At 56.6% G+C, this 19,793-nt stretch carries 12 protein-coding genes; 8 read left to right on the forward strand and 4 right to left on the reverse strand.

All coding sequences use genetic code 11. From position 1 onward, the window contains the following. Positions 1–46: 46 nt before the first annotated feature. The 3 genes from rpoB (at position 47) to Poly24_RS20890 (ending at position 10,266) form a co-directional block, all read left to right on the forward strand. Positions 47–3,769 carry a DNA-directed RNA polymerase subunit beta gene (gene rpoB, locus Poly24_RS20880; RefSeq protein WP_145100163.1) on the forward strand — a complete coding sequence of 1,241 codons (3,723 nt, stop codon included), beginning with the start codon at positions 47–49 and terminating at the stop codon, positions 3,767–3,769. Between the two features lie 180 nt (positions 3,770–3,949). Continuing rightward, on the forward strand, positions 3,950–8,290 hold the full coding sequence (rpoC, locus tag Poly24_RS20885; RefSeq protein WP_145100166.1) for a DNA-directed RNA polymerase subunit beta': 4,341 nt from the start codon (positions 3,950–3,952) through the stop codon (positions 8,288–8,290). 173 nt (positions 8,291–8,463) lie between these two features. Then, a complete protein-coding gene (locus tag Poly24_RS20890; protein ID WP_145100169.1) occupies positions 8,464–10,266 on the forward strand; it encodes a sulfurtransferase in 1,803 nt (600 codons plus the stop codon). Between the two features lie 436 nt (positions 10,267–10,702). On the opposite strand, the gene Poly24_RS20895 is transcribed toward Poly24_RS20890, so the two are convergent. Then, entirely contained in the window at positions 10,703–10,960 is a 258-nt protein-coding gene (locus Poly24_RS20895; RefSeq protein ID WP_145100172.1) for a hypothetical protein, read from the reverse strand. Positions 10,961–11,124: 164 nt separating this feature from the next. Between Poly24_RS20895 and Poly24_RS20900 the strand changes: the two genes are divergently transcribed. Then, positions 11,125–11,904, forward strand: coding sequence for a sensor histidine kinase (locus tag Poly24_RS20900; RefSeq protein ID WP_315852215.1), 780 nt, complete (start codon positions 11,125–11,127; stop codon positions 11,902–11,904). A gap of 19 nt (positions 11,905–11,923) precedes the next feature. Here the strand turns inward: Poly24_RS20900 and Poly24_RS20905 are convergent, their stop codons facing one another. Beyond that, positions 11,924–12,757, reverse strand: a complete 834-nt coding sequence (locus Poly24_RS20905; RefSeq protein ID WP_231753263.1) for a hypothetical protein — start codon at positions 12,755–12,757, stop codon at positions 11,924–11,926. A gap of 101 nt (positions 12,758–12,858) precedes the next feature. Continuing rightward, the gene (locus Poly24_RS20910) at positions 12,859–13,185 is read right to left on the reverse strand and encodes a hypothetical protein (protein ID WP_145100178.1); all 327 of its coding nucleotides are present in this window, start codon (positions 13,183–13,185) and stop codon (positions 12,859–12,861) included. 310 nt (positions 13,186–13,495) lie between these two features. Here Poly24_RS20910 and Poly24_RS20915 point away from each other — a divergent pair, with 310 nt between their 5' ends. Further along, positions 13,496–14,560, forward strand: a complete 1,065-nt coding sequence (locus tag Poly24_RS20915) for an FAD-dependent oxidoreductase (RefSeq protein WP_197452064.1) — start codon at positions 13,496–13,498, stop codon at positions 14,558–14,560. Between the two features lie 1,051 nt (positions 14,561–15,611). Continuing rightward, positions 15,612–16,085, forward strand: a complete 474-nt coding sequence (locus tag Poly24_RS20920; protein ID WP_145100182.1) for a hypothetical protein — start codon at positions 15,612–15,614, stop codon at positions 16,083–16,085. A gap of 171 nt (positions 16,086–16,256) precedes the next feature. Here the strand turns inward: Poly24_RS20920 and Poly24_RS20925 are convergent, their stop codons facing one another. Continuing rightward, positions 16,257–17,351 (reverse strand): hypothetical protein, encoded by a 1,095-nt coding sequence (locus tag Poly24_RS20925; RefSeq protein ID WP_231753264.1) that lies wholly within the window; start codon positions 17,349–17,351, stop codon positions 16,257–16,259. A 239-nt stretch (positions 17,352–17,590) separates the two neighbouring features. Here Poly24_RS20925 and Poly24_RS20930 point away from each other — a divergent pair, with 239 nt between their 5' ends. Together Poly24_RS20930 and Poly24_RS20935 are read left to right on the forward strand one after the other, a co-directional pair. Then, a complete protein-coding gene (locus Poly24_RS20930; RefSeq protein WP_145100185.1) occupies positions 17,591–17,932 on the forward strand; it encodes a hypothetical protein in 342 nt (113 codons plus the stop codon). Positions 17,933–18,863: 931 nt separating this feature from the next. Further along, positions 18,864–19,781: a TPM domain-containing protein gene (locus Poly24_RS20935; RefSeq protein WP_145100188.1), complete on the forward strand. Its 918-nt coding sequence runs from the start codon at positions 18,864–18,866 to the stop codon at positions 19,779–19,781. The last annotated feature ends 12 nt before the right edge of the window (positions 19,782–19,793 follow it).

Below are 19,793 nucleotides of genomic sequence, written 5' to 3' on the forward strand. Positions count from 1 at the left end.
TCCGTTCAATCCCTTTCGATATTTGCTTGAAGGAGCGATCTCGCGTATGGCTACCACCACCGAGCGCCGATTGGAACCTGAGAATGTCCGTTATTTTGGCTCGGGCCGCGAAGCTTTCGCGACTCCCGACCTGACGGCCTTGCAGACCGCTAGCTATGCGGCATTTTTGCAGGCCGACGCGGATTCCGATAAACGCAAGGTTCAAGGCCTTGAGGCTGTTCTGAAGGAAGTTTTCCCTGTCGAAAGCTACGATGGCAACATCTCGCTGGAATATCTTCGCTACGAGCTTGGCAAGCCACGCTATACGTCGGCCGAATGCCGCCAATTGCGTCTGACCTACGGTCGACCGTTGCGCGTTTGGTTGCGTTTGAATCGCGATGAACCGATCGAAGAAGAGGTGTTCCTGGGCGATTTGCCAATCATGATGGGTGGTGGTGAATTCATCATCAATGGTGCCGAACGTGTGGTCGTCAGCCAGATGCACCGCTCCCCAGGTATCGACTTCGTGATGGAAGCCGAAGGGACCAGCGATCGCAAGCTGCCTAGCTGCCGCGTCATCCCTGAGCGCGGAAGCTGGGTCGAAGTCAACATCACCAAGAAAGAGACGCTGAGTGTTCGGATCGATCAAAGCGGTAAGTTCAGCGCACTGACCTTGTTGCGTGCGATGTCGCCCGAACTTTCTTCGGATGCCGACCTGCTGCGGGCCTTCTATCAAACCGAAACCCACAAGACCGCCGATGGCCGTTCGGCAGCAAAGCTTGTCGACAAGATCGCCGTCGACGACATCATCTACCCAAGCGGTTCGCCCCGCGCCGGTGAGATCATCGTCGAATCGGGTCAGAAGATCAACAAAGAGATGGCCGAATTGATCTGCGCCAGCGGTTGCAAGGCGGCCGAGGTGATGGACGCGCCCAAGGTGCCGTTGATCGTCAATTCGTTGACCGAAGACAACACCAGCAGCCATGAAGAAGCATTGCTGCGAATCTACCAACGGCTGCGTCCCGGTAACCCGCCGCAACTGGAGAAGGCGCGCACGCTGTTTGCTGAAAAGTTCTACGATTCCAACCGTTACCGTTTGGGCCGCGTCGGACGTTTCCGCATCAACCGCAAATTGAATCTGAACGTTTCCGAAGACGAAATGACCCTGCGGTCAGACGACGTGATCGCTTCGATCTCTTACCTGATCGCATTGTTTGATCCCGACAGCGGCGCGGAGATCGACGATATCGATCACCTGGGCAACCGACGTCTGCGAACGATCGACGAATTGGCGTCGGAAGAACTCCGCAAGGGCTTCCTGAAGCTGCGTCGTACGGTTCAAGAGCGCATGAGCCTGAAGGATGCCGAGGACATGACGCCACGCTCGTTGGTTAACCCCAAGAGCGTCAGTGCTGCCATCGATTACTTCTTCGGCCGCGGTGAACTCTCGCAGGTCGTCGATCAAACGAACCCGTTGAGCCAGTTGACGCACGAGCGTCGTCTGTCCGCTCTGGGCCCTGGTGGTTTGAATCGTAAACGTGCGGGCTTTGAAGTTCGCGACGTTCACATTTCGCACTACGGCCGTATCTGCCCGATCGAAACGCCTGAAGGTACAAACATTGGTCTGATCAGCTCGTTGGCGATCTATGCCGGTGTGGACGATTACGGATTTTTGGTGACGCCGTACCGCAAGGTGAAAGACGGCAAGCTGACCGACGATTTTGTGTGGTTGCGAGCCGACGAAGAGAACGAGTCGTTTGTCGCGCCCGCCGATACCGAGGTCAAGGATTTGGCGTTGGTGCCCGGTCCCAACTTGATCGCCCGTTTCCGCAGCGACTTTGAAATCGTTTTGCCAGAGCAAGTCCACTACATGGATGTCGCCCCGAGCCAGATGGTTGGTGTGTCGGCCGGTTTGATTCCGTTCCTCGAGCATGACGATGCGAACCGCGCGTTGATGGGTTCGAATATGCAGCGGCAAGCCGTGCCGCTATTGGTCGCCGAACCGCCGATTGTAGGTACCGGCATGGAACGCGAAGTCGCGCAGAACAGTGCGATGCTGGTTCGCGCTCGCCGCTCGGGCAAGGTCACTTATGTCGATTCGATGCGAATCGAAATCGGTTCGGACCACTACGTCTTGAAGAAGTACCAAGGCCTCAACGAACGGACCTGCCTGAATCAGCGCCCGATCGTTCGGTTGGGCGAACGGGTTGAGAAAGACCAGATCATCGCCGACGGGGCTGCGACCCATAAGGGGCAATTGGCCCTGGGACGCAACGTGTTGGTCGGCTTTATGTCGTTCGACGGCTTCAATTACGAAGATGCGATCATCATCTCCGAGAACTTGGTCAAAGCCGACACCTACACTTCGATCCACATCGAAGACTTCGACGTCGAGATTCGCGAAACGAAACTGGGCCGCGAAGAATTCACGCGTGACATTCCCAACGTCTCCGAGAAGGCGTTGCGCAACTTGGACGAAAACGGAATCGTACAAGTTGGAACGTATGTCAAACCGGGCGACATCCTGGTCGGTAAAGTCTCGCCCAAGAGCAAGACCGAACTGACTCCGGAAGAAAAACTGCTGCACGCGATCTTTGGTCGCGCCGGTGAAGACGTCAAAAATGATTCGCTGGAAGTCTCTTCGGGTGTCGAAGGTATCGTGATCGATACGCAAAAGTTCAGCCGCCGGATGAGTCTGTCCGAAGACGAACGAAAGCTTTTCGAACAAGAACTCAAGCAGGTCGAAAGCGAAGGGAATGCGGAAATTTCGCACACCTTTACGCAGATGATCGAAGAGATGCAGACCGCGATCAAGACGAAGTTCAAGGATACCGATGGCTCGCCACTGGTGGGTGATCAAGATCCGAAGTACATCGCCGAACGCGCCAGTTCGTTCAGCGTGATCCGCCTGTTGGAGCAGGTCAAATCGCCGGAAGAACAGAACGAAATCCGCACGATTTACAAATCGCAATGGTCGAACGTCGAAGCCGCAATCGACGACCGCGACCGCAAGCTCAACAGCATGAAGCGTGGCGATGAACTTCGCAGCGGTGTGCTGCAAATGGTCAAGGTTTATGTCGCCACCAAACGCGTAATCAGCGTCGGCGATAAGATGGCCGGTCGCCACGGTAACAAGGGTGTGATCTCCAAGATCTTGCCTCAAGAGGACATGCCGTTCCTTCCCGATGGAACTCCGATCCAAATCATGCTCAACCCGCTGGGCGTACCTAGCCGTATGAACGTGGGGCAGATTCTGGAGACCCACTTGGGCTGGGCCGGTGCGAAACTTGGTTTCCAAGCGATCACACCCGTCTTCGACGGTGCGAGCGAAGAGGACATCAACGACTGCCTGGAAGAAGCGGGACTGCCACGCCACGGTAAGATTCGTCTTCGGGACGGCCGAACCGGCGATCTGTTGTCGCAGGAAACCACGGTCGGTTACATCTACATGTTGAAACTGCATCACTTGGTCGACGACAAGGTCCACGCTCGCAGCACCGGTCCTTATTCGTTGATCACGCAGCAACCGTTGGGTGGTAAAGCACGATTCGGTGGGCAGCGTTTCGGAGAGATGGAAGTTTGGGCGTTGGAAGCTTATGGCGCCGCTTACATCCTGCAGGAACTGCTGACGGTCAAGAGCGACGATGTCGAAGGTCGAACCAAGATCTACGAATCGATGGTCAAGGGAGAGAACACCTTGGAAGCGGGCACGCCAGCCAGCTTCGACGTTTTGACCAACGAGATTCGCGGCTTGGCCCTCAACATGCAGCTTGAGAAGCGTCCGGTCTAATCACTTGTTCGGAACGCGACGTGGGGAATCCCCCCGTCGCCGGTCTACCTGCAAATTTATCGCTGCGGCTGGGAAGCCACAGCGATTCCAAATCACACCTCAGCCAATCACCAGCTCGTCAGTCGCGTCGGCCGCCATGTCGACGCCGCTGCGAGCGTGCTACCACTAGGAGCATCGTCCATGTCCAACGGCGAAAGCACCACTTACGACCGCATCAATGATTACGCCTCGGTCAAGATCAACCTGGCCCGCCCGCAAGACATCCGCGGCTGGTCGTTTGGTGAGGTCAAGAAGCCAGAGACGATCAACTACCGTACCTACCGTCCCGAGAAGGATGGTCTGTTCTGCGAGCGGATCTTTGGCCCTGAAAAGGACTGGGAGTGCGCCTGCGGTAAATACCGTGGCATGAAATACAAGGGAATGATCTGCGATCGTTGCGGCGTGAAAGTCACGCACAGCCGCGTTCGTCGTAAGCGCATGGGCCACATCGAATTGGCTGCGCCGATCGTTCACATCTGGTTCTTCAAAGCGATGCCCAGCCGCTTGGGTAACCTGTTGAGCATGAAGACGACCAGCCTGGAAAAGGTTATCTACTTCCAGGACTACGTCGTTGTCGACCCAGGTCAAACCGACCTCGAACTGCAACAAATGCTGACCGAAGAAGAGTATCGCGCCGCCAAGGCTCAGTGGGGCGACAACGCCTTCGAAGCCGACATGGGTGCCGAAGCGGTCCGCAAGCTGTTGGGCAAACTGGATCTGGTCGCGCTATCGGAAAAACTGCGCGTCGATCTGGAAGAGACCGGCAGCAAGCAGAAAGCCAAGGATCTGATCAACCGCTTGAAGATCGTCGAATCGATCCGCGACAGCGACAACCGTCCCGAATGGATGGTCCTGGACGTAATCCCCGTGATCCCGCCCGACCTGCGTCCTCTGGTTCTGCTGGACAGCGGCAACTTCGCGACCAGCGACTTGAACGACCTCTATCGCCGGATCATCAACCGGAACAACCGGTTGCGTAAGTTGGTCGACTTGAACGCGCCCGAAGTGATCATTCGCAACGAAAAGCGGATGTTGCAACAATCGGTCGACGCGCTGTTCGACAACAACCGTTGCAAGCGTCCGGTTCTGGGCAGCAGCAATCGTCCGCTGAAATCCTTGACCGACATGATCAAGGGTAAACAGGGTCGTTTCCGTGAAAACCTGCTGGGTAAACGCGTCGATTATTCCGCTCGTTCGGTAATCGTCGTCGGTCCTCGTTTGAAGCTGCACCAATGCGGGCTTCCCAAGAAGATCGCGCTGGAACTGTACCAACCGTTCATCATTCGTAAGCTGAAAGAGCTGGGTCACGCCGACACGATCAAATCGGCGAAGAAGATGCTCGAGCGAAAAGACGAAGAGGTTTGGGACATCCTGGAAACCGTCATCCGCAACCACCCGGTGATGTTGAACCGGGCTCCTACGTTGCACCGGATGGGTATCCAGGCGTTCGAACCGACCTTGGTCGAAGGGAACGCGATCAACCTGCACCCGCTGGTTTGCAAAGGCTTCAACGCCGACTTCGACGGCGATCAGATGGCGGTCCACTTGCCGCTTTCGATCGAAGCACAGGTCGAAGCGCACACGTTGATGTTGAGCACCAACAACATTTTCGCGCCGTCCAACGGTAAGCCGATCATGAGTCCGTCGCAGGACATGGTGATGGGTTGTTACTTCATCACGGTCGAGCTGCCCGATCAAAAGGGCGAAGGCATGACCTTCAGCTGTGCCGAAGAAGCCGAAATGGCTTATCGCGAAGGCGTCATCGCGCTGCACGCGAAGATTCGCGTACGGTTGCCGAAGTATCGCAAGATCAAGACTCCCGACGATTCGGCCAAGGGTGGTCAGATCATCGACACGACCTACGGACGCATCATGTTCAATGAGATGCTGCCGCTGGGAATGGACTACTACAACCAAGCGATGCGTTCGGGCGATCTCGCCTCGGCGATTAGCGACACTTACCAACGTCTGGGTCGTAAAGCGACGATCCAAGTGTTGGACGACATGATGCAGCTCGGCTTCCGCGAATCGACTCGTAGCGGTTTGTCGTTTGCGACCGATGATCTTGTAACTCCCGATTCGAAGATCAAGTTCATCGCCGAAGCTGAAAAAGAGGTGATGAAACAACGCAAGAACTACGATCGCGGTTTGATCACCGGCGACGAGCGGTACAAGAAGGTACTCGATACCTGGACCGGCGCCCGTGAAAAGATCACCACCGACATGATGCACGCGATGGAACACGATTTCCGTCCGGGCGGTTGGTATGTGAACCCTGTATATCTGATGGCCCACTCCGGTGCTCGTGGTGGTATTGAACAGATTCGTCAGCTGGGCGGTATGCGTGGTCTGATGGCGAAGCCGTCCGGTGAGATCATCGAAACGCCGATTAAGGCGAACTTCCGTGAAGGTCTGACGGTACTGGAATACTTCAGTTCGACGCACGGTGCTCGTAAAGGTCTGGCCGATACGGCTTTGAAGACCGCTGACTCGGGTTACCTGACGCGTAAGCTGGCCGACGTCGCCCAAAACGTGGTCATCACGATGGAAGACTGCGGTACCACGCAAGGTATCACCAAAAACGTGATTTACCGTGGTGAGAAGGTCGAAGTACGCTTGGCCGACAGCATCAACGGTCGCGTCAGTCGCCAGAACATCGTCGATCCGATCACCGACGAAGTGATCGTCCGCGAAAGCGAAATGATCACTCCGGAAATCGCTCGCAAGATCGAAGAGATGGGCCTGGAGAAGATCCAAGTCCGCAGCCCGATGACCTGCGATGCACCGCTGGGTATCTGCCGCCGTTGTTACGGAATGGATATGGCGACGGGATCGTTGGTCGAAGAAGGCATGGCCGTCGGTATCATCGCCGCTCAATCGATCGGTGAACCGGGTACACAGCTGACGATGCGTACGTTCCACATCGGTGGTTCGGTCGACGTCGCGATGGAAGATAGCGACATCCGCGCTCAGAAGGGTGGATTCGTTCGCTTGACTCGCTTGCGTGCGGTTATCAACGAAGAGGGCCAGTTGGTCGCGTTGACCCGTAACGGTGAAATCGCGGTTGTCGATGATCGCGGTCGCGAGATCGAAAAGCACGAAGTCCCCACCGGTGCAACGCTGCCTGTGAAGGATGGCGAAGAGGTGAAAGCCGGTGCGATCCTTTGCGAATGGAACCCGCACAGCGTGCCGATTCTTGCCGAGGTCGACGGAAAGGTTCGCTTCGACGACATCGTCGAAGGCGAAACGATGAAGCTGGAACGCGAAGCCAGCGGTAACATGCGTATGACGATCATGGAACACAAGGGTGAACTGCACCCTCAGATCGTGATCGAAGACGCCACCGGCGCGACGCTGAACGTTCAATACCTGCCCGAACGTGCGGTCATTAAGATTAAGGAAGGTGCTCAGATCAAAACCGGTTCGGCGTTGGCGGAAATGCCACGTGAATCGGGCGGTGTATCGGACATCACCGGGGGTCTGCCTCGGATTACCGAGATTTTCGAAGCTCGGAAGCCGAAGGAACCTGCGGTTATCGCCGAAGTCGACGGTACCGTTGAAATCTTGGCCGAAAAGAAACGTGGCAAGCGTACGATTGTCGTCCGCAGCGAAAGCGGCATCGAACGCGAGCACTTGGTGCCGCACGGTAAGCGATTCTTGGTCCACACCGGCGACATCGTCCGTGCGGGTCAGGCCCTGATCGATGGTCCGTTGGTACCTCACGATATTCTTCGCGTCTCGGGCGAAGAAGCCGTTCAACAGTACCTGCTGCACGAAGTTCAACAGGTCTACCGTTCGCAACGTGTGGAAATCAACGATAAGCACGTTGAGATCATCATCGCACGGATGTTGCGTAAGGTGAAAATCGAATCGTCCGGTAACACCAGCATCCTGCCTGGCTTGATTATGGACCGTTTCGAATTCCGTCGCGCCAACCAATCGATGGGCAAATGCGTCAAGATCAGCGACAAGGGTGACAGTGATTTCGGCGAAGGTTCGATCATTCCGAAGGAAACCTTCGAACAGACCAATGCCGAAATCGAAGCCCTGGGTGGTTCTCCCGCTCGCGGCAAGAAACCACGTGGTGCAACGGCCAGTACCCAGTTGTTAGGTATCACCAAGGCATCGGTGCAATCGAGCAGCTTTATCTCGGCGGCATCGTTCCAAGAAACGACGAAGGTCCTGACCGAAGCGGCGTTGGCCGGCAAGGTCGACCGCCTGGTTGGTTTGAAGGAAAACGTGATCCTGGGACACTTGATCCCCGCCGGTACCGGATTCCGCATCTTCCAAGATTCGGAAGTCAGCTACCGTCGCGAAGCGATGGAAGAACTGGCCGGAACCGCACCGCAACAACTGGAAGAAAGCTTCCCGCTGTTGGCCGATGGGGCTCCGCCCGCCGATGACAACGGTTCGCAATCCTCGTCGCCAGCCAGCGTCCAAACCCTGGACAGTCTGTTGGGCGGTAGCGGATCGGACGAATAGTTCGCAAACTCGTGGTTGGCCCGCTGTGCGCAGCGGGCCAACCGTTGACGAGATGAATGTCGAAATGCCGGAAGGCCTCGACATAAAGGTCGTGGCGGTTGCCGGTTGGATTCTTTCCTGCTCTAAAAAACCGGACGCGACCGTGCACGGGTCGCGTCGAATGACACAAACCCATGACGACCACGACCCTTCCCGCACAATCGATTCTGAACATCGCGGCCTACAAATTTGTCGCGTTGACCGATTTGCCTGAGCTCCGCAAGACGCTGCTTGCCCAGCTGAAGTCGCTAGGACTTAAAGGAACGATCCTTTTGAGTCCCGAAGGGATCAATCTTTTCCTGGCTGGTGAAGTCTCCGCAGTCCGTGCGATGATTGATCGACTGCGCGCGTTTTCAGAATTCAGCGATCTGGAATTCAAAGAGAGTCTCAGCGATCAGCAACCGTTCAACCGAGCGCTCGTTCGGCTCAAACGCGAAATCATCGCGTTTGGTGTCGACGGGATCGCACCGGCGCACCGGACGAGTCCCAAACTTCCAGCCCAGCAACTTCGGGAATGGTTGGATCAGGGGCGTGAAGTCACCCTTCTGGATGTTCGCAACGACTACGAAGTCGCCTTGGGAACCTTTGAAAACGCCACAGCGATCGGAGTGGATCACTTTCGCGACTTCCCCGCCGCGGTCGCCAAACTGCCGGAAGAAACCAAAGATCGGCCGCTGGTGATGTTCTGCACCGGAGGAATTCGCTGCGAAAAAGCGGGTCCGCTGATGCAACGCGAGGGCTTCAAAGAAGTTTACCAATTGGACGGCGGGATCCTCAAATACTTCGAAGAGGTTGGCGGCGCCCACTACCAAGGCGACTGTTTCGTCTTCGATCAACGCGTCGCCGTCGACCCTAACTTGGAAGAGACCGACACCGAACTCTGTTACGCCTGCCAAGCCACGTTGACTCTCGAAGAACAGCAATCGCCACATTACGTCCCTAGTGTCTCGTGTCCGCATTGTTACAAGCCCGAAGATCAACAAGCGGTCGACCAGCGTCAGAAACGCAATCTTGCGATCGCCGCGGCAACCGATCCCCTGCCGGGCAGCACGCCGCAAGACAATATCCGTCCGGTCTGCGTTTCCGAAAAGTGTGATGGCCTGCCGCTGATCGATCTGTTGGATCGAGCCCATCCGCATGTGGGACGCGATGTCTGGCAAGCGCGTTGCGACGCGGGCCTGTTGCGTCTGGAAGATCAACCGGTCGAATCCCAACAGATCGTCGCTGCCGGGCAACGCTACCAACACGTGATCCCAGCGGAGATTGAACCCGACGTCAATCCAGCGATCGAGATCTTGTACGAAGACGCAGCGATCGTCGTCGCCAACAAACCCGCGCCGCTGCCGATGCACCCTTCGGGGCGATTCAATCGCAACACGCTGACATCGATCCTGAAGACGGTTTACCATCCCGAGCAATTGCGCATCGCCCATCGTTTGGACGCCAACACCAGCGGAGTTGTCGTCCTCTCGCGATCCAAAGCGGCCGCCCGGCGGATTCAACCTCAATTCGAATCGGGAGCCGTCAAGAAGACCTACCTGGCACGCGTTCATGGCCATCCCACCGAAGATTCTTTCGAGTGCGAAGCGGCGATCTCCGCGGTCCCGACGCAAGCTGGCCTGCGGACGATCGATGAAGCCGGCCAAGCCTCGTCAACGCGTTTCGAAGTGCTGAAACGATTGGACGACGGCACTGCGTTGCTGCAGGTCACTCCACTGACCGGTCGCACCAATCAGATCCGTGTCCATCTGTGGCACCTCGGATTCCCGATCGTCGGCGATCCATCGTACCTGCGCGACGGTGCCCTCGGCGAATCGCAAACCCTCGATGTCGATGCCCGCGCGATGTGCTTGCACGCGTGGAAGTTGCAGTTCTCGCCCGCCGGGAACGACGAAACCGTCGAAATGACAGCGGCACAACCGGCGTGGGCGAACTAGTTCCGAGCTGCGTCAGTCTTCAAGGCCGGAGGCCGACACAACTTTGTGCCGGCCTCCGGCCTTGTGTTTTCATGATGGCCTTAGTTCCGGTGGCTCACACCACCGGCAGAGTATGTGCCGGCCTACGGCCTAAATAGGTCCCAACTTTATTAGTTGCTCTCAGCCCAAAACGCGCCAGAAGAAACGCCAGTGATGCATGCCACCAGTACTCAGCCCGAACAACCTCCCAAGGCCGGAGGCCGACAAATCTAATGCCGGTGGTGTAAACCACCGGTACGGCACAGCTACATGTATTTCAAGGCCGGAGGCCGACATACCTAATGCCGGTGGTGTAAGCCACCGGAACACAGGCCGAACAACCTCCTTCTCAGCCCGGAGGGCGGCACACGAACTGCCGGTGATATAAGCCACCGGTGCGGCGCTCAAAGGCGACGGACTAAGCCGGCTTATTCCGCTCGGCTCGCAACGCTTCGATCGCCGCTTCAACCTGTTCCAATTGCTCGTGAACCGACAGCGACAGATCGACAAACAAAATCCGCTTGCCCCCCATTTCGCACCATCCGGTTGCCGATCCGCCCAGCCATTCGCTGCGGACAATGAACCCCAAACGCTTGGCGATCGCGAGTGCTTTCTCCAGCCGATCCAAGGCAAACTGCGTCGTCGGTTGGGGCGACTGGTTCGCTGCGTGTGTCATCCGTTCCCTCGTTAAGCTTTCCCGTCCATGGAAGATGTAGGGATTGTAGACGTCGGTCGTACAGTTTTCCAAGAGAGTTTGACGATAAAACCAAACATGCCGTCGCCCGCACTCGCAGACATTCCGATCGTGCCTGCCCAATCTTGACCCACAAGGACGTTGAAGTGACTTTGACCAACACCGACCAACGACTCTCCGATCAAGAACGCATTGCTTATCTAACGCACCAATTGCAACAGGCCCAAGCCCTCGCCTCGCTGGGGGAACTGACCGGCACCGCCACGCACGAATTCAACAACGTGCTGATGACGATCTTAAATTACGCCAAACTGGGCATCCGTCACAAAGACGAACCCACGCGGGACAAAGCGTTGACGAAGATCCTGGCCGCTGCCGAACGCGCGGCAAAAATCACACGGACGATTCTGGCGACCGCTCGCAATCGCAGCGACGATTTCGAACCGACCGATCTGGCCAGCATCATCGACGATTCGTTGATGTTGCTCGAACGTGAACTGCGCCAATACCGCGTGACGGTCGAAACCGATCTGCAGGAGGTGCCGGCTGCCCGAGCCAATGGCAACCAAATTCAACGCGTGCTGCTGAATCTGGTCATCAATGCCCGCCAAGCGATGCCCGATGGGGGAACGATCAGTATCGGCTTGCGGTCGAATCCGGAAGCCAATGAGGTTTTGCTGACGGTTCGCGACAGTGGATGCGGAATCCCGCAGGAACAGCTCCCCAGTATCTTCGAGCCCTTCTTCTCGACGAAGTCGGGCCCCGATGCGTCGGGCAAGGGAGGAACCGGGCTGGGGCTGTCCGCTTGCCGCGATATCATTCAAGAACATGGGGGGCGAATTCGAGTCGAAAGTACCGTCGGCCGCGGAACCGCATTCATCATTCGATTGCCTGTCGCCAGTAAAACCGAAACGGCTGCCGCCTGATTCCACGCGTCATCCCAACTCACGCCGCGCGTGCCGCGGCCGTATGCGATGGCAACGTCTGATCCAGTTCGTCGACAATCGGCCCTTGCAGTATCGATTCGATCTGCTGCAAACAGATCGCCGCGCGATAGCCATCGATCACGCGGTGATCGCAGATCAACGTCACCAAACAGCGGCCGTCGTCGTCGATCGGGCCATAGCTGAGGCTGCTGGTCAGCATCGTCGGATGGAAGCGGTTGTAGGCGCCCAGCCCGGCAACCGACGACATCGAAAACGTGCCAACCGACTTAGCGCGCGATCGGCCGCTCAGATTTAAAGCCAGCCCCCACATCAAGCGACGAATCGGCATCGGCAACCGCGACATCCGCAGCTGCGACTTGAAGGCGACGTCGATCGGTTGGCTCTTGAAGTCGTCCAGCCGCGACTGCAGATCGGCCAGCGACAACTCTTCCACGCGGCGAATCCGCGCCCAGCACAATCGGTCCTCATCGCCATCGAAGCGGTGCATCGCGATCGAAGCGACCGAATGGTTGTGTTCGTACAGATGCGGCCAAGGGAGCCGGTAATAGGTCTGCCGCAACTGGGGTTGTTGCGCGGCCGTCAGCGCAAAGGCCTTGGTAAAGATTGCTGCCCAGGAGATCCGTTGCGAGGACGCACCGCGCGCTTCGGCAACCGCCGTCAGATCGATCGTCCGTTCAGCGGGAAACAGCGGCATCCGCCGTGAGAGTGCACAGACGTCTAAAACCAAACGCCGGTTTTTGCTGAGCTTACGCCAATGTCCCTTCTTCATCTTCGCCACCGACATCCTTGTCCCATGGATCGACTGAAATTCCCCAATTGTGGATTCTGTCAAAACCAAACGTTCAGGGCAAACCCGATCTGACCGGCAAGGTTCCGCGCGGCCGCTGTTTTGCTAGCGATCTGAGCGCTGAAGCTCAGGGCCGCTGCAAGCGTTCAGACGCCGCGATCGGAATCGATCGACATCGCTCGCTCGACTTCGACGGGGAATTTGAGCGGCGTTTTCGTCTCCTGCTCGTTCAGCGATTCCCACAACTGACGCAGATTCGCGTCGATCGGGGCTTGATCGATCGTCGGTTCATAGCTGCCTGGAGGCGGCAGCGGGCGACGCGCCACTGGCGTCCGCTCCTCGGCGATCGCAGGCCAGCCCGGACGCAACCCCACCGTTTGATCGATGGCAACGGAAATCAGAAGCGTGGCGGTCGCAAGCAGGATCGACGCCAGCGCGAGCGAGAGGATGCTGCGGGTGAGATCGCGGTTCATGGATGGTTTTATCGCCATGGGCGGATTGTGCGTGAGTGGTTCGTGCCCGGTCAGCCAACAAAAACGGCGTTCGCTCTCCCTCAGCATACCTCATCATTGCCCCGAACGCCCGGGCCCTGCGATGTCGCCAAGCTGCAAATCGTTGATTGCCGCACCCACTTTCCCATCGCGACACAAATCGCGTCCCGATTGCCCCTCGCAAACCGGGTTTCCAGGTGGTGGAATCGCGGCAGCGACCTATAATACGGGCCCCAAATTTGATACAGATGGTTCCAATAGAACCTTACCCATTGCACGGAGTACCCTCTTGGTGTCGGACACGATTGAAAAAACCGTAATTATCGGCAGCGGCCCCGCAGGATGGTCGGCAGCAATTTACGCCGCCCGCGCCAATTTGAATCCGGTCGTTTACGAAGGGACCGTCCGTCCGGAAATGATTCCGCTGGGCCAATTGGCTTTTACCACCGAAGTCGAAAATTTTGCAGGCTTCCCGGCCGGCAACATCCGCGCCTTCGTCGAATCAGCGGTCGATAAGTCCCGGCACTGGAACCTGCCCCCCGCTCCCGCCGGCCACGAAAAAGATGGCCAACCGCACTACGCGGTCCAAGGCGTCGAGCTGATGGAGCTGATGAAGCAGCAGGCGCTCAACTTCGGCACCCGCGTCGTCAGCGACGATATCGCCAGCGTCGATTTCTCCGGCGACGTCCACACCCTGACCGCTGGCAATGGCGACACCGTCAAAGCCCACACGGTGATCATCGCGACCGGAGCCCGAGCCAACTACATCGGCCTCGAATCCGAAGACGCTTACAAGAACAAGGGAGTCAGCGCGTGTGCGGTCTGCGACGGCGCGCTGCCGCTGTACCGCAGCAAACCACTGGCCGTTGTCGGCGGTGGCGATTCGGCGGTCGAAGAGGCGACCTATCTGGCCAATCTGAAAGGTGCCGACACGATCTACTTGATCGTCCGCCGCGATGAGATGCGCGCGTCGAAGGTGATGCAAGAGCGAGCGTTGAATCATCCTAACATCGAGATGTGCTGGAACACCGTCGTCGACGAAGTCCTCGGCGACGGCAAACTCGTCAACGCCCTGCGTCTGCGTAGCACCGTCGACGATTCGACGCGCGAGCTGAAGGTGGGCGGGATGTTTGTCGCGATTGGGCACACGCCCAACACCGCCTTCCTCGGCGGCGCGGTGACGATGAACAAAAAGGGCTACATCCAGTGGACCAAGCCGTTCCGTACCAACACCAACGTCGAAGGTGTCTTTGCCGCCGGCGACGTCGCCGACGACTACTACCGCCAAGCGATCACGTCGGCCGGCACCGGCTGCATGGCCGCCCTGGACGCCGAGCGTTACCTGGCCGAAAAGTAACCGACGCCTCTTGGCTAATTAGGAACAACTCCAAACCGGTCCGCGCAAGCGACCGGTTTTTTTATGCGCCCCCCAACCACTACTCACCCCGCATCCCATTCAGCCGCCACGCGTTAGCGTCCGGTTCTCTCCAACCCCGCGCACGCCGCGCGCCCCGATCAGCCGCCACGCGGCCCGATGGGCTCGCGGTTAAACCAAAACACAATGCGATCTGTTCAACACCAACGCAACCGCGTCACCATTCTGCCCTCCGCCCCAACGAAAAAACATCCGTGCCATCGCCGCTGCCACGCCATATAATGGGTCGAGAGAGGGAGGGACCAACGCGATGAATTCCAACAACGATCCTGGCCGTTCGTTTTTTCGTCACGAAAACATCTTCTGGATGGTCACGATAGCCGTCGCCATCGCGATCGCCCAGCTAATCGTCCGCCGCGTGCTGTAGCTGGCGCGACGTTCGCCCGACATCCCGTGCACGAGCGCATCAACTCGTTGCAGCCCACGCTGAGGATCACCACAACGATGTTTTGGTGTCATCGTTGCGCATGAACTTCGCCCCCCCCTCTTGCGCACGCTTGCGTTACGCCGATCGCAGGGTAAAATCCTCAATCTGAACTTGAGAGGAAAAACGGTCGCCGATTGCCCGAATATGCCATCCCATAGAACGAAGCGAATCTCGCTTGTCGAAGCTAGCCGTCCTGCGGGAAAATCTCGGCAAATTCCCCCAACAGCTTCCTTCTCTGAAACACCACCCCAGAACAATTCAACCAACTCTCACTGGCTGGCTCGATGAGTAAGATCGTTAGCCTAATTAGGAACCCTTACTTCAATGGCTTCGTTTGACTGCTCTAATTGCGATCACTCACAAACTGTTTCGGACACCTATGTTGGCAGACGGATCAAATGTCCGAAATGTGGCGACGAGGGCACGATTACTGAGTCACTGACGGCAAGTCTAACTACATCGCCAGATTCTCCGCTGTCGGAAAACATCGTCGTCCTTAGACAACCTGGTGGATCAATTCGTACGCGGTTAACGCACTCCATTGTATTGAACAAGGAATCGAGCCTCGAACGAGAGTTCATCACCGTAATTGACAAGACGCTACCCGCTGGGCTAACCGGTTGCGTTGGCGTCTGGACGGTTTACGAACCTGAAACCGATTACAGGCCCGCTCAATATGTTTATGCGTCCCGTTATTCCGTTAAAGCTCTTGAGGAGATTCGGGCTTTTGAAACGCGGTTTCTCGTCTTCAATGTCTGGGGACGCCATGTCCAGACGCTTTCGTCTTCCGTGATTGCTGATGTCGCCGCTGGCGCAACACGTCAATGCGCTAGCCAATGGATGCTCTACGATGAGAACGAGGCGTGCGAATATTACGCTTCAATTGCATACTTGGCTACCGTACGAACTGCGAGTGGCCACGTGTTTGAAACCAACATTGCTCCTATTCTTGCGGAAGCGAAAAAGTTTTCCTCTAAGTTTTCTGCTGACGACCTAGCCCCTACCCCACGTCCCAAGTAGAGGTGCTAACATTTCCTCACCGCATGCACCGACTCCAGGAAACACGAAGGATCCAGGCCCCCTTCCTCTGATTCCTAGAACGCAAGATTCCTCACGACCAACGTGTAGACCAATAAATAATCCCAATACTCAAAGCTCATTTTGAGCCCTGAAACATATTTTATACTCACATCACGGCAGACTAGAAAACAACGGATCAGACAAGTCAGATTGAAATTCCTGAGCATGAATCAACACTCGATCGCTGTCAACCAAATCACCAAACTGATCATAAAGACCAAGCAACTCCTCATAGCCAAGCGTGCGTGATCCGATTTTCTTCGTGGTAAACAAACCTTCAAATACGTCATAAGACAATGACAACTTTCGAACATTTTCGTACGTAAGCTTCACGCCACCACGGACTCCGGTGGTTTTGACGTTCTCAATTTGGCAAATAGGAACATGCTCACCTGTTGACATCAGCTTCTGGTCTGGCGACTGCAATCTATCCGTTGGACGCAGAAATGCGCTGCAATATGGAAATCGAAACTTGTGATCTTCTACTCCTGCCTTGCACAAGTTGTTCTCACAAAAGAATTTGCCCATTTTCGTGAGTTGCTCCTGCATCCTCTCTTCGTTTAGATACAGCTCTCTATTCTCCCAGATCTTGTACTGAACCCCAACAATATTCACTGCCTTCTTAAATCTATCGTGGCGTTCATAAACAATATCAGCACCGCTAATATGCTCTGGATTATCAGGATGCAGCACTCGCAAGCGCAGAATGTCGCCGTCAGGCAATTCAAAATCCCTTGTTCCCAACCCAACATTGACTTCAGGTATTCCTCGAATCGCTGTTCTCGCATCACGAAAAATTGCTTGATGTTCTGAATGCCGTTGTGGATTCAATGCTTCCTCCGCACGTTTCATATCGACCAACTCTTTCTGCAATCGGTCGACATCTTTTTTCTGCCCGCCAGCCTTAACCAATGATTCATATTCTTTGATGTCGTTTCGCACCAACCCCAACGCTTCGACTTTCGCATTCGACTGAACACTCATCGCCCGTGCTTTCTGTCGATACTTCCGCACCATGTCACTTTCGCGGTGCTTCTTTAACAAACTGTCATCACCGAGAATTTTCGGACAAATTTGTGCTCCAAATTCTAATGCCTGATCGTATGTGCTTTTTCGCGCATCACCGTCTGTTGCCAACCGAATCAGCTCACGAACTGCATTCAGTGTGACAAATTCACTATCCAACCGAGATTGTTCGTCAGCCATCCTGTATATCCTCAACTTTGGGAACCGATATTTATACACTAGCCCGGCATGATATGATCATTTGTGATCTTAACTTTGAAATAGTTTCGCACAACTATTCGATGCACCACAGTACTACGAGTAGGTATTTTGATCCAGTAAAGGTTCCAGGACTCAAATCTCTGATTCCCGAAACCTTCTCGGCTCTAAAACCGTTCCTGCTACCGACTTAAAACTCGCTCTGAACCTGGACAACTTCCGTGGATATCAAAATCATTCCTTCGTTGCAGCTTCGGTTGCGCGACATACCGGCGGATGAGGCGGAGATGGTTGCTATCGAAGAGTTTGCGCTGACTTTCGACGGCTACGCATTCTGGAACGAGCTTGGAGAATCGTGCAGCGACGAAGCCAAATCGGATTGCCAGTGCCTCGACCACCTCCGCACCCGATTGTTCTTCGCCCAACGCGCCGGCCGCCACAGCGCCGGGCTAGAACGCGAAAGAGCGGTCCCCATCCTCCGCGCCCTCCGAACCGAACTCTCCGCCCCCACTGCAACCATCTGCCGCCACGAAGCCAAACCTCCCCAGCCACCTGCTGAGTAGGCTGATAGGCAAAGAAGCCGGTGGTCCTGCGCCCATCTGCCCCCGTAGTGGACGAGGCTACGAGTCCCGCATGCCGTAGTGGACGAGGCTACAAGCCCGCATGCCATCGCCCCAACCCCCGTGTCCGAAGCAATATTTCGCTCAAGGCCTCGTTGCCTCGTCCACTACCGATCCGGCGGCAGCCACAGAGGACTCAGAGTTCACAGAGTCTTTTCTGAATTCCTCTGAGGCCTCGGTGATCTCGGTGGCTTACATTTCAAATCATTTCGTTAAACCGCGGCGGCAACGCCCCGCGCGTCCATGAGGCTCGGACGCGCGGCCCGTTGGGCACGCGGTTAAACGATTTGCGGTGGCAGCGGATTCTCACGATCCCGCAGGGATGCTAGACGACAGCCGGAGGTCGTCTAGCGGCGGCGTCGCCTCTCGGGATGTAACAATTAGCCACAGAGGACTCAGAGTTCACAGAGTCTCTTCTGAATTTCTCTGAGGCCTCGGTGAGCTCAGTGGCCAACACGTTATATCGCTTCGTTTAACCGCGGTGGCAACGCCCCGCGCGTCCATGCCCCTCGACGCGCGGCCCGTTGGGCACGCGGTTAAACGATTTGCGGTTGCTGCGGAATCACAAACATCCCGCAGGGATTCAAGACGGTAGCCGGAGGTCGTCGCGCAGCGGCGCACCTCCGGATCGCGAGCCGCATTACGAAGCGCAATCCCAACGGGATTGCAGACGGTTCTGCGCCCCCGCCGAGGACAGCGATCCATTGCGTTGTCGTTTCCGCTGGTATTCGCTACGCTTACACCACCGGCTACCTTCTGCGATCCGCTCTGCGGGGCCGGATTTGTTGCTGGCCCGGTAAGCTGCTCGTATTCGCCGCGATCGACTTCCTCTGGATGCTGTTTGGCAAAACCGCCAACCACGACAAGGTCGCGGATGACGGCGCCCAAACAGTCGACGCCGGGTATGGAAGTTAGCAAAGAATGGGAATCGGTTGACGAACAACAGCGAGAGATCGCACGCGTAGGTTCGAAGGATAAGGGGGAGATCGAGATGATTAGTCGACGCAGGAGTGGGGCGTTTGTTTGTTGCGCCGCAATCATCGCCTATGGCTTGCTAGCCGCCTCAGCGGCGTCGGCGATTGAAATCGATTTGCAGCCGCCGGGGGAGCGTGAATTTGTCCGCGACCTGGCGGGGATGCTCGACCCTGGCGCCAAGGAACAGATCCAAGAACTGTGCGACAGTCTGCTGACCGACAAAGCGACGCCGATCATCGTGATCACCATCGAATCGATGGCTCAATACGGCGGCGAAGGGCTGCGGATCGAGACGTTTGCCACTTTGCTTTTCGATCAATGGGGAATCGGTCAGGCAACATTGGGCGGCCAGGAATGGAATACGGGGATCCTGTTGCTGGTTTCCAGAAACGACCGGAAAGCAAGGATCGAGCTTGGAGGCGGATGGGGACGCCGCGAAGATGCCCTCTGCCGACAGATCATGGACGACTACATCGTTTCCGAATTTAAACAGGGGCGATTTTCGGAAGGGATTGCGGCCGGCGTCGAAGCACTCGACATGATGGCTCGCAAATTGCAACTGCCGACACGACCGCGTCCCTGGTGGCATTACGCGTTGGGAGTCGGATTTGTCGGACTGGCGATCTTCACGATCGTCTCGCTGGTCCGCAACGGATCCAGCGGCTGGGCTTGGCTTTTCTGGGGTGCCCTCTTTACCGTCCTCGGAGTGATCCTCTACCAGATGATGACAAGTCGTGGCAGTGGCGGTGGAGGGTTCAGCGGTGGGTCGTTTGGCGGCGGCTCGTCCGGTGGTGGCGGTGCAACGGGATCTTGGTAAACAGAGGCGATC

Origin of the sequence: Rosistilla carotiformis, assembly GCF_007753095.1 — a bacterium.
Taxonomy (GTDB): domain Bacteria; phylum Planctomycetota; class Planctomycetia; order Pirellulales; family Pirellulaceae; genus Rosistilla; species Rosistilla carotiformis.